This window comes from Pseudomonas sp. CC11G (assembly GCF_056174845.1).
Window position 1 is genome coordinate 157,362 of sequence record NZ_JBWBZC010000003.1, and the last position, 13,815, is coordinate 171,176.

The 13,815-nt window shown below is 62.6% G+C and carries 12 protein-coding genes; 6 read left to right on the forward strand and 6 right to left on the reverse strand.

Going from position 1 to position 13,815, the window contains the following annotated elements:
• Window positions 1-6: 6 nt before the first annotated feature.
• The 3 genes from AC0V2S_RS05435 to AC0V2S_RS05445 are packed head-to-tail and all read right to left on the reverse strand — an operon-like array spanning window position 7 to window position 3,412.
• A complete protein-coding gene (locus tag AC0V2S_RS05435) occupies window positions 7-1,437 on the reverse strand; it encodes an N-acetylmuramoyl-L-alanine amidase (protein WP_475508990.1) in 1,431 nt (476 codons plus the stop codon).
• Window positions 1,438-1,445: 8 nt separating this feature from the next.
• The gene (tsaE, locus tag AC0V2S_RS05440) at window positions 1,446-1,925 is read right to left on the reverse strand and encodes a tRNA (adenosine(37)-N6)-threonylcarbamoyltransferase complex ATPase subunit type 1 TsaE (protein ID WP_475508837.1); all 480 of its coding nucleotides are present in this window, start codon (window positions 1,923-1,925) and stop codon (window positions 1,446-1,448) included.
• Entirely contained in the window at window positions 1,913-3,412 is a 1,500-nt protein-coding gene (locus tag AC0V2S_RS05445; protein WP_475508838.1) for an NAD(P)H-hydrate dehydratase, read from the reverse strand. Before AC0V2S_RS05445 ends, tsaE begins: the two co-directional genes overlap by 13 nt.
• Window positions 3,413-3,474: 62 nt before the next feature.
• Here AC0V2S_RS05445 and queG point away from each other — a divergent pair, with 62 nt between their 5' ends.
• Window positions 3,475-4,536 carry a tRNA epoxyqueuosine(34) reductase QueG gene (gene queG, locus AC0V2S_RS05450; RefSeq protein ID WP_475508839.1) on the forward strand — a complete coding sequence of 354 codons (1,062 nt, stop codon included), beginning with the start codon at window positions 3,475-3,477 and terminating at the stop codon, window positions 4,534-4,536.
• Between the two features lie 130 nt (window positions 4,537-4,666).
• Here the strand turns inward: queG and orn are convergent, their stop codons facing one another.
• Window positions 4,667-5,212 (reverse strand): oligoribonuclease, encoded by a 546-nt coding sequence (orn, locus tag AC0V2S_RS05455; RefSeq protein WP_475508840.1) that lies wholly within the window; start codon window positions 5,210-5,212, stop codon window positions 4,667-4,669.
• Window positions 5,213-5,339: 127 nt separating this feature from the next.
• On the opposite strand from orn, the gene rsgA reads away from it, so the two are divergent.
• The gene (gene rsgA, locus AC0V2S_RS05460) at window positions 5,340-6,371 is read left to right on the forward strand and encodes a small ribosomal subunit biogenesis GTPase RsgA (RefSeq protein WP_475508841.1); all 1,032 of its coding nucleotides are present in this window, start codon (window positions 5,340-5,342) and stop codon (window positions 6,369-6,371) included.
• A 48-nt stretch (window positions 6,372-6,419) separates the two neighbouring features.
• Here rsgA and motB read toward each other — a convergent pair whose 3' ends face one another.
• Entirely contained in the window at window positions 6,420-7,475 is a 1,056-nt protein-coding gene (motB, locus tag AC0V2S_RS05465) for a flagellar motor protein MotB (protein WP_475508842.1), read from the reverse strand.
• A gap of 3 nt (window positions 7,476-7,478) precedes the next feature.
• Window positions 7,479-8,330, reverse strand: a complete 852-nt coding sequence (gene motA, locus AC0V2S_RS05470; RefSeq protein WP_110615721.1) for a flagellar motor stator protein MotA — start codon at window positions 8,328-8,330, stop codon at window positions 7,479-7,481.
• 128 nt (window positions 8,331-8,458) lie between these two features.
• Here motA and AC0V2S_RS05475 point away from each other — a divergent pair, with 128 nt between their 5' ends.
• The 4 genes from AC0V2S_RS05475 to AC0V2S_RS05490 all read left to right on the forward strand — a co-directional run bounded on the left by AC0V2S_RS05475 (window position 8,459) and on the right by AC0V2S_RS05490 (window position 13,803).
• Window positions 8,459-9,979, forward strand: coding sequence for an HDOD domain-containing protein (locus AC0V2S_RS05475; RefSeq protein WP_475508991.1), 1,521 nt, complete (start codon window positions 8,459-8,461; stop codon window positions 9,977-9,979).
• Between the two features lie 48 nt (window positions 9,980-10,027).
• Window positions 10,028-10,846: a rhodanese-like domain-containing protein gene (locus AC0V2S_RS05480; RefSeq protein WP_475508843.1), complete on the forward strand. Its 819-nt coding sequence runs from the start codon at window positions 10,028-10,030 to the stop codon at window positions 10,844-10,846.
• A 41-nt stretch (window positions 10,847-10,887) separates the two neighbouring features.
• Complete coding sequence (gene asd / locus AC0V2S_RS05485) at window positions 10,888-11,745, forward strand: archaetidylserine decarboxylase (RefSeq protein ID WP_475508844.1); 858 nt, start codon at window positions 10,888-10,890, stop codon at window positions 11,743-11,745.
• Between the two features lie 243 nt (window positions 11,746-11,988).
• A complete protein-coding gene (locus tag AC0V2S_RS05490; RefSeq protein WP_475508845.1) occupies window positions 11,989-13,803 on the forward strand; it encodes a molecular chaperone in 1,815 nt (604 codons plus the stop codon).
• Window positions 13,804-13,815: the final 12 nt, after the last annotated feature.

The window sequence follows — 13,815 nt, forward strand, 5'->3', positions numbered from 1 at the left end:
GCGCAGTCATGGCTGCGCGGCCAGAGCAGTCGGTGGAATCTGCAGGTGCTGGCCGACTTTCAACGAGTCGGTTTTCAGGCTGTTGGCGGAGCGAATCGACGCCTGGCTCACCTGATAACGCTGAGCAATCATCGCCAGACTTTCGCCGGGCGACACCAGGTGGTCACGCGGGCCGGGAGCGATCTTGCCGGAATCACGCATCCACGCAATGTAGGTGCCTGGCGGCGGGTTTTGCTGGAAGAACTGGCGGATGCCGCTGGAAATCGAGCGCGCCAGCGACTGCTGGTGGCTGCCGGACGCCAGCTTCACCGATTCATTGGGGTTCGAGATAAACCCGGTTTCCACCAGAATCGACGGGATATCCGGCGACTTCAGCACCATAAACCCGGCCTGTTCCACGCGACGTTTGTGCAGCGAGGTCACGCTGCCCAAGTTACTCAGCACTTTCTGGCCAACGTTAAGGCTCGACGACAACGAAGCGGTCATCGACAGATCGAGCAGCACGCCGGCCAGCATCGGGTCTTTGTCGTCGAGGCTCACGTTGCCAGCGCCGCCGATCAAGTCGGAGCGGTTTTCACTGTCGGCCAGCCAGCGCGCGGTTTCCGACGTAGCGCCGCGGTCAGACAAGGCGAACACCGAAGCACCGAATGCCGAAGAGCTAGGCGCGGCGTCGGCGTGAATGGAAACGAACAGGTCGGCGCCCTTCTTGCGGGCGATCTCGGTGCGTTTGCGCAGCGGAATAAAGTAGTCGCCGGTACGCACCAACTCGGCGCGGTAGCCCTTGGTGGCGTTTACCTGGCGTTGCAGTTCTTTGGCGATGCCCAGCACCACGTCTTTCTCGCGGGCGCCGCGCGGGCCGAGGGCACCGGGATCTTCACCGCCGTGACCGGCATCGATGGCGACGACGATATCGCGCTTGCCGCTCGGGTCCGGCGGGGTCAGCTTGGGCAACGGTTGGGTCGGCGATACCGGCACTTCTGGCGCCGAAGCCGTGGTCGTCGAAGGCAGGCTTGGCGAGCTGTCGGCGCCCTGGTCGAACAGGTCTACCACCAGACGGTCGCCATATTGCTGGTTCGGCGCCAGGCTGAAGCTCTTCGGCGTTACCGGCGAGGACAGATCGATCACGATGCGCAGGTCGGTCGGCGAACGTTGCGCCGAGCGCACGCTGGTGATCGGGGTATTGGCGATGGACAGCTGCTCGAGCTTGGTCGCCAGGGTCGCGCCGTTCACGTCGATAACGATGCGGTTTGGTGAGGTGAGGGTAAAGACGCTGTGGGTCACCGGCCCCGAGAGGTCAAACACCAGGCGGGTGTTATCCGGCGCGCGCCACAGCCGTACGCTTTTGATATCGGCCGCAGCCACAATGTCGGCAGCCAATACAGCAAGCAGCACAGCAACCCCGGTAACCAGCGCGCGCATGCGCATACCCAACCCCACTCTCTTATTCATGCTTTCTCGTATTTGGCTAAGGCGGCACACCAGGCCTCGCCCAATCCGTTGTGCGGCGTAAATCGCAGCAGGCGCCCGCTCTTATGGGGGCTAATGGTAATGTCCATGTCCGCCTTTGGCAAAACGCCTGCACCGCGCTGCGGCCATTCGATCAGGCACAGGGCGTCGCCTTCGAAATAATCGCGAATGCCCAGAAATTCCAGCTCTTCCGGGTCTGCCAGGCGGTACAGGTCGAAGTGGTAGGCGCGCACCTCGCCCAGCTCGTAGGGCTCGACCAGGGTAAACGTTGGACTTTTCACCGCACCGCTATGGCCAAGACCGCGAATAATCCCGCGCGACAAGGTGGTTTTGCCGGCGCCCAGGTCGCCGTGCAGGTAGATGATGCCGCGACCACCGGTCACCTCGGCAATGCGGGCGCCGAGTTCCAGCATCGCCGCTTCGTCCGCTTTATAGATATCCACATTCAACTCAGACATGGCGACTGTTCCTGCAATAACCCACGAATCACTCCAATCAAATCACTCGCCGCCAAACCGCGGCCCTGCTCGCCCAACTGCTCCCCGGCGCAGGCATGCAACCAGACGCCCAGGCTGGCAGCATCGAAAGCTGACATCCCTTGGGCCAGTAACGCGCCGATCACGCCTGCCAACACATCTCCCAGACCGGCGCCCGCCATCGCTGGATGGCCGTGATCGCACAGGTTAAGACGGCCGTCTGGCGCCGCAATCAGGCTGCCGGCCCCTTTCAGCACGGCCACTACGGCATATTTCTGCGCCAAGGCATGGGCGGCGGCAGGACGGTCGCCCTGTACCTGCGCCGTGGAAATTCCCAGCAGCCGCGCCGCTTCGCCGGGATGCGGGGTAATCACGCTATTGGCTGGGAGCAAGGCCGGCGCTGCTGCCAGCAAATTCAGCGCATCGGCATCCCAAACCTGAGGGAGTTCTGCACTACGGGTGACCGAAAACAGACTGCGCCCCCAGGCGTCTTGCCCCAGGCCCGGGCCGACCACCAACACCTTGGCCCGCTTGACCAGGGCCAGCAGCTGATTCGCCGAGTTGACGCCCGCACTCATTATTTCCGGGCGACGCACCAGGGCGGCGGCCACATGTTCCGGACGCGTGGCCAGCGACACCATGCCAGCGCCGCACCGCAATGCACTTTCTGCCGTCAGCAGGGCTGCGCCGCCAAAGCCACGGTCGCCGCCCACCACCAGCACCTGACCGAACTGGCCTTTGTGCGCCGTCGGCGAGCGTGGCGCCAACCGAGGCAAGGTCGAACGGGCCAGACGGTGCGCCGCGACGGCGGTTTGCGCCACCACTTCAACGTCGGCATGCAAATCATCGAACACCAGTTCGCCGACCAACGCCGGTGCTTCGCCGGTAAACAGGCCAATCTTCAATCCGATAAAGGTCACCGTAAGGTCGGCGCGCACGGCCGTGCCCAGCGCCATGCCGGTGTCCGCGCACAAACCCGACGGCACATCCAGCGCCAGCACCGGCAGGCCAGCGGCGTTGATGTGGTCGATAACGTCAGCGTAGGGAGCGCGCACCTCGCCTTGCAGGCCGGTGCCAAGCAAGCCATCCACCACCACGCCGCTCAAGGCGGCACCGATCTGCCAGGGCAACGTCGCTACGCCGGCCTGCACGGCGGCAGCGTGGGCCGAGGCTGCATCGCCCTGCAGCTTCGCAGGGTCTCCCACGGCATATAGCTGAACCTGCCAACCGGCACGCTGTGCCAAAGCCGCCAGCAAATAGGCATCCCCTGCGTTATTACCGTGCCCGGCCAATACCGTTACGGCCTGCTCTTGCGGCCAGCGGCGGCGCAGCGCGCGCCAGGCCGCATGGGCTGCGCGCTCCATCAATTCAAAGCCGGGAGTGCCCGCCGCAATCAGGCGGGCGTCGAGATCAAGTACCTGGGCGGCACTGTGCAAGGCGGTGGGAAGTAGCTCGTTGGAATGCGGCATGCGTCAGTCAGCTCGGATGTCTGGCAGAATTATACGCACGTCCGCCCCGGTTGCCTGTTGCCATGTCCGCCCCGTCCCTCGATCTCGTTGCCCTTTCCCAGTCGATCAAAGACTGGGGCCGCGAGCTTGGCTTTCAGCAAGTCGGCATCGCCGGCCTGGAGTTGGGCGAGCACGAGGCGCACCTGGAGCGCTGGCTGGCAGCCGGTTACCACGGCGAGATGGACTACATGGGCGCCCACGGCAGCAAGCGCTCGCACCCGGACCAACTGGTGCCCGGCACCTTGCGCGTGGTGTCGCTGCGTATGGACTACCTGCCCGGCGACACGCTGATGGCCCAGCGCCTCGGCGAGCGGGAAACCGCTTATGTGTCGCGCTACGCCCTGGGCCGCGATTACCACAAGCTGATCCGCAAGCGCCTGCAACAACTGGCCGAGCGCATCCAGCAGGCCATCGGCCCGTTTGGCTATCGCGCCTTTGTCGACAGCGCCCCGGTGCTGGAAAAGGCCATTGCCGAACAGGCCGGCCTGGGCTGGATCGGCAAGAACACCTTGGTGCTGAACCGCAAAGCCGGCAGCTATTTCTTTCTCGGCGAGCTGTTCGTCGACTTGCCGCTGCCGGTCGATGAACCGACCACCACCGAGCACTGCGGCCGCTGCACGGCGTGCCTGGATATCTGCCCGACCAACGCCTTTGTCGGCCCGTATGTGCTGGATGCGCGACGCTGCATTTCCTACCTGACCATCGAATTGAAGGGGCCAATCCCCGCCGAGCTGCGGCCCCTGATCGGCAACCGGGTATTCGGTTGCGACGATTGTCAGATCACTTGTCCGTGGAATCGCTTTGCCCGGCCGACCGAGCAGAGCGATTTCCAGCCGCGCCATAGCCTGGACAACGCTCAGTTGGCCGAGCTGTTCCGCTGGACCGAAGACGAGTTTCTCAGCCGCACCGAAGGCTCACCGTTGCGTCGAGCCGGTTACGAGCGGTGGTTGCGCAATTTGGCGGTGGGGTTGGGGAATGCGCCGTCCAGCATTCCAGTGTTGGAAGCGTTGGAGACCCGGCGTGACGATGCGTCAGAGATGGTGCGTGAGCACGTGCAGTGGGCGTTGGCGCAGCACGGGCGTTAACCACAAACGATCCGCCACCACCGTCATCCCCGCGAAGGCGGGGATCCAGATTGGGCCAGGTAACGTTGCTCGTCACAAAATTCTGGGTCCCCGCCTTCGCGGGGACGACGGTGTGTGATGAATTACGTACTCAAAACTTCTTGATGAAATGCTCGCGGTAGTACTTCAGCTCGGCGATCGAGTCGTAGATATCGTCCAGCGCCAGGTGGCTGCCCTTCTTGCTGAAACCATCGCGAATCTGCGGCGCCCAACGGGTCACCAGCTCTTTCAGGGTCGAGACGTCGAGGTAGCGGTAGTGGAAGTAGGCTTCCAGGTTCGGCATGTAGCGGTACAGGAAGCGACGGTCCTGGCCAATGCTGTTGCCGCAGATCGGCGACTTGCCTTTAGGCACCCACTGTTCGAGGAAGGCGATGGTCTGCGCTTCGGCTTCCTGAGCGCTGATCTTGCTGTCGCGCACGCGCTGGGTCAGGCCGCTCTCGCCGTGGGTGCGGGTGCACCACTCGTCCATCGCCGCCAGCACTTCATCACTCTGGTGCACCGCAATCACCGGGCCTTCGGCCAGCACATTGAGTTGGCTGTCGGTGACGATGGTGGCCATTTCGATGATCACGTCGGTTTCCGGCTCCAGGCCGGTCATTTCCAGATCGATCCAAATCAAATTCTGCGGGTTTTGCATGATGGGGCTCCTCGAACGTAGCTGAGCAGTTTAGCTCAGCCACGGCGCTCGGCGGCGAACTTGAGCGGCGTGCTAAACTCGCCGGCCACCTGCGCTAACGCAGGCTATGCATTTAACCGGAAGCCCCATGGCCAAACGCCAGCTCAACCGTCGCCAAAACTGGCGTATCGACAAGATTCAAGGCGAGCGCGCCGCGCGCGCCGCAAAGCGCGAGTCGCAGTCGCTCGACGCACTGGAAGGCGGCGACCTGGGCCCCGAGCAATTCGGCCTGGTGATCGCCCACTTCGGCGTGCAAGTGGAAGTGGAAGCGCAAGAGGGCGAACTGGCCGGCCAGGTATTTCGCTGCCACCTGCGCGCCAACCTGCCCGCGCTGGTCACCGGCGACCAAGTGGTATGGCGAGCCGGCAACCAGGGCATCGGCATAATCGTTGCGCAACTGCCGCGTAAAACCGAGCTATGCCGGCCCGATAGCCGCGGCCAGCTCAAGCCCGTAGCGTCCAACGTCGACCTGATTGTCATCGTCTTCGCGCCACTGCCCGAACCCCACGCCAACCTGATCGACCGCTACCTGGTGGCCGCCGAACACGCCGGCATCCGCCCGCTGTTGTTGCTCAACAAAGCCGACCTGATCGACGACAAGAACGCCGTCGCGCTGAACGCTTTGCTGGGCGTGTATCGCCAACTTGGCTATCCGCTGCTGGAAGTGTCGGCCCACCACGGCAATGGCATGCAGTTGCTGCAGGCCGAGCTGGATGGGCATGTGAGCGTGTTTGTCGGCCAGTCCGGCGTCGGCAAATCCTCGCTGGTGAACAGCCTGCTGCCGGAAGTGGATACCCGCGTCGGGCCGCTGTCCGAGCTGACCGGCAAGGGCACCCACACGACGACCACCGCACGCCTGTTCCACTTTCCCAATGGCGGCGAGCTGATCGACTCCCCCGGCATCCGTGAATTCGGCCTGGTGCACGTCAGTCGCGACGACGTGGAAGCCGGCTTTATCGAGTTTCACGACTTGCTGGGCCGCTGCCGTTTCCGCGACTGCAAGCACGACCGCGAACCGGGCTGTGCACTGCTCAAGGCGTTGGAAGAGGGGCGGATTCAGCCGCAACGGATGGCCAGCTACCGGCACATCATTTCCACCCTGCCCGAGCAGGATTACTGAAAACAAAAAGGCCGCGTCGATACGCGGCCTTTTTGATTGTGTGACGGTTTACTTCTCTCGTGCCTGATCCAGCTTCAGCGCGCCGTTATCAAACACGTTGAGCTTTTCCTTGAGCTGCTCTGGCGTGGTCTGCGCACCGGCTGGCGCACCGGGCACCGCTTTGGCTGGCGCCGCTCCGGGCGCGGCCGGCGCGCCATCGGCTGCCGGCGCTTCATCGCCGCCCTCTCCCGCGCCCTGACCGCCTTCGATGTCACGCTGGGCCTTTTTGGTCAGCACGATAATGTCGATACGTCGGTTGACCGGATTCATCGGGTCGTCACGGTCAAACAATGCCGATGAGGCATATCCCACCACACGGGCGATCTGATCGTCCGGGTAGCTGCCCGCTACCAAGGTACGGCGCGCGGCGTTGGCGCGCTCGGCCGACAGCTCCCAGTTACCGTAATCACCACGCCCCACGAAGGGTTTGGCATCGGTATGGCCGCTGATGCTGATTTTGTTCGGCACCGCTTTGATGGTGTCGGACATGGCGATCAGGATGTCTTCAAAATACGGCTGCAAGCGCGCGCTGCCGCTGTCGAACATCGGCCGGTTGGCGGCGTCCATGATCTGGATGCGCAAACCGTCCTGGGTAATTTCGAACAGGATCTGGTCCTTGAAGCGCTGCAGCTGCGGGTTCTCGTTCACCTTGTTCTGCAGCTCTTGGAGAAGCAATTCCAGGCGCTCTTTCTCGAGCTTTTCCGCGATGTTTTCGGCCTGGGTTTCGCTTGGCGCGATATCACTGTCGGTGTCGGAAGTGGTGTCGGTAGCGGCCTTGGCGTCTTTTACTTCCGGGTTCAGGGTTTTGTCTGGCGCCGGCGTGGGCGTACCGCCGAGGTCGATGACATAGGGGCTGGCGCTTTCGCTGAAACCGACCGGGTCCTGGAAGTAACCGGAGATGGCTTTCTTCTGCTCGGGCGTGGCGGAGGACATCAGCCACAGCACCAGGAAGAACGCCATCATTGCTACGGCGAAGTCGGCGAAAGCGATTTTCCAGGCGCCACCGTGGTGGCCAGCGGCAAACTTCTTGACCCGTTTGACGATGATGGGTTGGTTGTTATCCATCTATCAGCGGCCGCGAATCGCTTGTTCCAGCTCGCTGAAACTTGGCCGGTGCGCGGGGAACAACACTTTGCGGCCAAATTCCACCGCCAGAGAAGGCGGCATGCCGGATGCCGAAGCCACCAGGGAAGCCTTGATGGCTTCGTAGACGTTCAGCTCTTCCTTGGCATCGTGCTCAAGGCAGGTGGCCAGCGGACCGAAGAAACCATACGCCGCGAGAATACCGAGGAAAGTACCTACCAGCGCCGCACCTACGTGCTGGCCGAGGGCCGACTGTTCAACCTGGCCGAGCAGGGCCATGGTGACCACGATACCCAGTACCGCGGCCACGATACCGAAGCCCGGCAGACCGTCAGCGATGCGGGTTACCGCGTGGGAGTTGTGTTCGAGTTCTTCCTTGAGGCTGCCCAGCTCCATGTCGAACAGGCCTTCGAGTTCGTGCGGCGCCATGTTGCCGGAGGACATGATGCGCAAGTAGTCGCACACGAACGCAGTCATGCCGGCGTCTTTGAGCAGGCCCGGGTATTTGCTGAAGATGGCGCTGGCGGCGGGGTCTTCCACGTCGGCCTCGATGGCCATCATGCCCTCGCGGCGGCTCTTGTTGAGGATCTCGTAGAGCATGCTCAACACTTCTAGATAGAAGGCGTGGGTAAAACGGTTGCCGAACATCTTCAGGGCTTTTTTGAACACCGACATAAAGGTGCTGCCGGGGTTGGCCTGAAGGAATGCGCCCAGTGCAGCGCCGCCGATGATCATCACCTCGAAAGGCTGAATCAGTGCCGCGATCTTGCCGTGGGACAAAATGTACCCGCCCAACACCGAGGCGAACACAACAATGATGCCAATGATTTTTGCCATAGAAGGTTACTTAAAAGCCAGGAAGACGCAGCCAAGGGAAGGGTTATAAAAATCAGCCCTTCTAATTATCGGAACTTATACGCCAGACTATAGCCAGTTAAGGTTAAAAGCCAATGGGCTACAAACACATGCCAACCTTGCCACCGCTACCCTCCAGCCTTAAAACCTGGGTCAAACACCTCGATAAAGTGCGTCTGCCCATCCTGGCGACGACCCACGAGCGAGTGCGGCGCTCCCTCGTCAGCAGCAGCACCTCGCTGCGTGAAGTGGCTGAACGAATTGAAGCAAGTCCCTCCTTGGCATTGTTGGTCATGCGCGAAGCCAACGGCAGCAACAACAGCCTTAGCGAGCCCGCGGAAAGCCTTGAGGTTGCGATCTCGCGGCTTGGCCTCAAGCGCACCGAAGACCTGCTCGGCAGGCTTCCTGTAGTCGCCGAAGAGAACATCCCCAAAGCCCTGCGCCAAATCCAGCTCATCAGCCTGCATGCCTCGCAACAGGCCAGCGGGTTGTTTGCCAACCGCATGGCGCGGCTGTGGCAGGAAATCCACTGGAGCAGCGTGCTGTTTTTGTCGCCGCTGTGGCCATTGGCTGCTGCCCACCCCGACCTCATTGATAAGTGGGAGCAGCGGGTACTGGTTCACGGCGAACCCACACAAAAAGTCGAACGCGACCTGTTCGGCGTCTCCCTGCCGGCTTTGTGTCTGGCCATCGCCGAACACTGGCGGTTGCCGGAATGGATCATCCAGACTTACCGCCTGCTGGCGACCGAGCGCCGCTTGCTGGCCAAGGCGCTGCATATCGCGCGCAACAATGAAGAGCCGCTGCACCAGCAACAATTGCTGGATGCCGACCCGGTGCTGTCGCGCTGGCTGACCCATCCCGGCAACACCATCATGCTTGCCAACGCCCTGGCCCTGAGCTCGCACCAGGCGTGGCAAAGCCCGCACAGCCTGCGCTGGCAGCGCATTACCGCCTTGTACCTGCAAGTGCCATTGGCCGAACTGCAGCAACTGACCCACCAGCAGGCCGTGATCAGCGCTCGCCAATACGCGGGCACCGACCTCTGGCACCCGGCCCATGCGCTGCTATGGCCGTGGGACGCGCGCCATCTGCAGGCCATTGCGCCGCCACCGCCGGTGGCCAAAGACACCTCGCCGGCCTGGCAACAACATTGCCGCGAACTGCTGCGCGAGCCGAGCGCCTTCGCCAACCTGCTGCAACTGACCACCTGCATCCGCGACGCACTGGACGCCTGCGGCATGAGCCGCGCCCTGGTGTTGCTCGCCGATAAAACCCAGACCCGCCTGGTCACCCAGCAAACCGTGGGCATGCCCAAGGAAGCCCAGGCGCTGACCCTCGACCCGTCCAACAGCCAGGTGCTCAAACGCCTGTTGGCCCAGCCAGGGCAATTGCGCCTGAGCCCGGAGAACATCGCCCAGTTTTCGGCGCTGATGCCCGGCACGTTGAAAGCCCTGTTCCCCGGCGAACATATGCTCATCCGCTCGCTGGCCAACAACGGCAAGGTGGTGATGGTGCTGGTGGTCGACCAGCAAGGTGCGCCGCTCAGCGACCCTTGCGTGCAGGCATTCGGCAAGATTTCGCAATGCATCGAGCGCGCGCTGGCCAGCTTTGCCAAACGCGGGCGCTAACCTTTCCGCTACAATCTGGCCCCTTATCATTTGGCCTGGAGGCCATGCATGTCTGCCTTCTCTGGTTTGCCCCTGGTCATCGAACCCGCCGACCTCGCCTCGCGCCTGAATGCGCCGGAGCTGATTCTGGTCGACCTCACCAGCGCTGCCCGTTACGCCGAAGGCCATATTCCGGGCGCGCGCTTTGTCGACCCCAAGCGCACCCAACTGGGCCAACCGCCCGCGCCGGGCTTGCTGCCCACGCTGGATAACCTGCAAACCCTGTTCGCTGAACTGGGCCACAACCCTAACGCCGTGTACGTGGTGTATGACGACGAAGGCGGCGGCTGGGCCGGGCGTTTTATCTGGCTGCTGGATGTGATCGGCCATAGCCAATACCACTACGTGGATGGCGGCTTGCTGGCCTGGCAGGCCGAGCATCGTGAGCTGAGCACCAACGTTCCGGCCGCCAGCACGCAAGCACCGGTCACCCTGCACATCAACGAGGCCCCGACCGCCACCCGCGAGTACCTGCAAAGCCGCCTGGGCAGCAGCGACCTGGCCATCTGGGATGCCCGTGGCCCGCTCGAATACAGCGGCCAGAAAATGGTGGCGGCCCGTGGCGGGCATATCCCCGGCGCGGTGAATTTCGAATGGACCGCCGGCATGGACCAGGCCCGCGCCCTGCGCATTCGCCAGGACATGCCCGCCATTCTGGAAAGTCTTGGCATCAGCAAAGACAAAGAAATCATCACCCACTGCCAAACCCATCACCGCTCCGGCTTCACCTACCTGGTGGCCAAGGCGCTGGGCTATCCCCGGGTCAAGGCGTACGCCGGCTCGTGGGGCGAGTGGGGCAACCTGCCGGACACGCCAATCGAAGCCTGAGCTATCGACAACGGCCACTTATTTACCATTCAAGGACACCCATGAAAGATCGTCTGTTTATCCTCAGCCAATACCTGCTGCCTCATCACCTGCTGTCGCGCCTGATTGGCTGCGTCGCCGAATGCCGCGCAAGCTGGCTGAAAAATCCGCTGATCACGTGGTTCGTTAAGCAATACCAGGTGGACATGAGCGAAGCACAGGTCGAAGACCCGACCGCTTATGAAAACTTCAACGCCTTCTTTACCCGCGCCCTGAAAGACGGCGCCCGCCCGCTGGACGAAACCCCCGGCGCCATTCTGTGCCCGGCCGACGGTGCCGTCAGCCAACTGGGCGCCATCGAGCACGGCCGCCTGTTCCAGGCCAAAGGCCACAGCTTCAGCGCCGTGGAATTGCTGGGTGGCGACAGCGAGCGTGCAGCGCCGTTTATGGGCGGTGAGTTCGCCACCATCTACCTGTCGCCCAAGGACTACCACCGCGTGCACATGCCGCTGGCCGGCACCTTGAAAGAGATGGTGTACGTGCCGGGCCGTCTGTTCTCGGTCAACCAGACCACCGCTGAAAACGTGCCGGAATTGTTCGCGCGCAACGAGCGCCTGGTGTGCCTGTTCGACACCGAGCGCGGCCCGATGGCCGTGGTGTTGGTGGGCGCCATGATCGTCGCCGCCATCGAAACCGTATGGGCCGGCCAGGTCGCGCCGCCTGCGCGCTTGCTGAAAACCACCCGCTACGACGCCGCCGCCCGTGGCCCGATCGAGCTGGCCAAAGGCGCCGAGCTGGGCCGCTTCAAATTGGGCTCCACCGCCATCGTGCTGTTTGGCCCGAACCAGGTGAAGTGGGCTGAACATATGGTGGCCGGCAGCGCCACACGCATGGGTGAGCGACTGGCCGACGCACGCTGAACGGCGTTCGCTAAACGCTGCGCTGTGGCGGGGTGATTTGCAGCGCTGTTGAACGTCTGTGTCGGCGCCAGGGTCTCAAGGAGGAGAAACCTCAGCCGACAAAGGCAAATTGCCATCTTTGCCATACCCTCGATTGGCTGCGGGTATGGCAAGATGCTGCTAGAGTTCGGAAAACCCGACATTCAGATCGACTCGCCACGCCCCCGAGCGCAGGAGTGTCCAGCCAGATGGATTACGAGTTACATGGATAAACAGAATCCCCACCTGCTGCTACGTGTACCCACGCCAAACCAGCAGAAACTTTCGTTCTGTGACTCCAGCCCTCGCGACCTGAAACGGTGGATCGCCGGTCTGCCGAAGGCCAATCTGGGCGAAACAGCCCGTCAGCTCTACCAATGCCTGGTCGAGCTCAACCAACTGATTACCCCTGCCGAAAACCGTTTGCAGCTGCTTGAACTGCTGCGTGCGGAAGTCTATTTCGTCAGCAAGCACCTCGAGCGGCACTTCCTCAATCAAGCCATCGTGCTCGATGAGCGTCCGCGCAAAGTGGCCAACCTGTGCCAGGCGCTGGAAAACCATCTGGCCGCCGGTTACAAACTGATCGTCTCCCAGGAAGCGCCACGCAACAGCCGTGAGCGCAGCCAGATGCAGCTGCTCACCATCGCCATTCAACGTGCCTGCCATTGCCTGTGCGGGCCACTGATTCGTGCGAGCCAGTTGTATTGCCCGGTGCCCGAAGGCCTGTGGCTCGAACTGCACAAGCTTTATCAAATCGCTCAGAACAGCGCGCTGCAAACCATCGTCGTACGCGACGACATGGCCCTGCACACCAAGGGCCTGAGCGTTGAGCAAACTTATCTGATCGCCTTGCTGCTCGGATGCGCGCGTACCAACCAGATGCGCCAGAGCGGCATCGCCCGGTTGTCCGAAGTGCTGGCCGCGTGGAGCTCGCTGGTGCACCTGCAAGCGGCCGACGAGCCCGGCAGCCTGTTCGCCATTCCGTCGCAAGTCGATGGCCCGCCGCGCTACAAATCGCTGTTTCAGGACAACGAGCTGAGCAGCTTGCTGGGTATCGACCCGCAGCCGCTGGTAGATGCCATCAAAGAACACTTGATGCTCGACCCGGAAAACCGCAGCACCTCGCGCCTGCTGATTCCCGAAGGCATGAGCCTCGACCTGCTGCAGCACTTGAGCTCCGCCTGGGGCGACATCGCCGAGCGCACCTTTCAGCGCAACGCCGGCCACGGCAGCCTGACGCTGTGCCTGGGCATGAGCGCCCTGCACTTCTTCCTCGCGGGCGGCAAACCGTTCAACGAGGTGCTCAAGCGCCCTGAAGAACGCCAGACCGCCACCTTCAAAGCGATGAACGCCGATGCCAAAGACGTCTGGCGTAACGCCTTCGACGCCCAGGCCACGATGGACTGGAACGGCAACCTGCCGCACGAAGAAATTCAATACCAGCGCCCGGTCGGCGACGCCGATGCCAACGCTGGCGCGGCGGAAAGCAGCTACCCCACCTTCGAGCTCGCCATCGTCAACCACAGCCCAGGCGGTTATTGCCTGAGCTGGCCGAAGGAAGTGCCAAGCACCCTGCAAGCCGGCGAATTGCTCGGCGTGCAAGATTCTCCCGAGCAAAGCTGGAGCGTGGCCCTGGTGCGCTGGATTCGCCAGGTACGCGGTGGCGGCACGCAAATGGGCATCGAACTGATTGCCCCGCACGCCCAACCGTGCGGCCTGCAACTGCTGCGCAAGGCCGAGCAGGGCAGCCAATACCTACGCGCCCTGCTGCTGCCGGAAATCAGTGCCATTTCCCGTCCGGCCACGTTGATTACCGCGCGCCTGCCTTTCCAGGAAGGCAACAAAGTACAGATCAATCTGAACGGCGAAGAACGTCGCGCCGTACTCAGTCGCAAGCAAACCAGCACCGGCAGTTTCAACCAGTTCGAGTACCGCGTTGTAGAGCAGGCAGCCACCGAACAAGGGAAACCGGTCACACCCCAGAAAGCCCAGAGCGCGAGCGGCGAGGAAGACTTTGACTCACTCTGGAAGTCACTGTAAGTTGCCCCGCAT

What these genes read in the sequence shown, in the direction of transcription:
- motB (WP_475508842.1), bottom strand. Translation starts at nt 7,475, where the DNA reads ATGGATAACAACCAACCCATCATCGTCAAACGGGTCAAGAAGTTTGCC.
- motA (WP_110615721.1), bottom strand. Translation starts at nt 8,330, where the DNA reads ATGGCAAAAATCATTGGCATCATTGTTGTGTTCGCCTCGGTGTTGGGC.
- AC0V2S_RS05475 (WP_475508991.1), top strand. Translation starts at nt 8,459, where the DNA reads ATGCCAACCTTGCCACCGCTACCCTCCAGCCTTAAAACCTGGGTCAAA.
- tsaE (WP_475508837.1), bottom strand. Translation starts at nt 1,925, where the DNA reads ATGTCTGAGTTGAATGTGGATATCTATAAAGCGGACGAAGCGGCGATG.
- asd (WP_475508844.1), top strand. Translation starts at nt 10,888, where the DNA reads ATGAAAGATCGTCTGTTTATCCTCAGCCAATACCTGCTGCCTCATCAC.
- orn (WP_475508840.1), bottom strand. Translation starts at nt 5,212, where the DNA reads ATGCAAAACCCGCAGAATTTGATTTGGATCGATCTGGAAATGACCGGC.
- AC0V2S_RS05490 (WP_475508845.1), top strand. Translation starts at nt 11,989, where the DNA reads ATGGATAAACAGAATCCCCACCTGCTGCTACGTGTACCCACGCCAAAC.
- queG (WP_475508839.1), top strand. Translation starts at nt 3,475, where the DNA reads ATGTCCGCCCCGTCCCTCGATCTCGTTGCCCTTTCCCAGTCGATCAAA.
- AC0V2S_RS05480 (WP_475508843.1), top strand. Translation starts at nt 10,028, where the DNA reads ATGTCTGCCTTCTCTGGTTTGCCCCTGGTCATCGAACCCGCCGACCTC.
- rsgA (WP_475508841.1), top strand. Translation starts at nt 5,340, where the DNA reads ATGGCCAAACGCCAGCTCAACCGTCGCCAAAACTGGCGTATCGACAAG.
- AC0V2S_RS05445 (WP_475508838.1), bottom strand. Translation starts at nt 3,412, where the DNA reads ATGCCGCATTCCAACGAGCTACTTCCCACCGCCTTGCACAGTGCCGCC.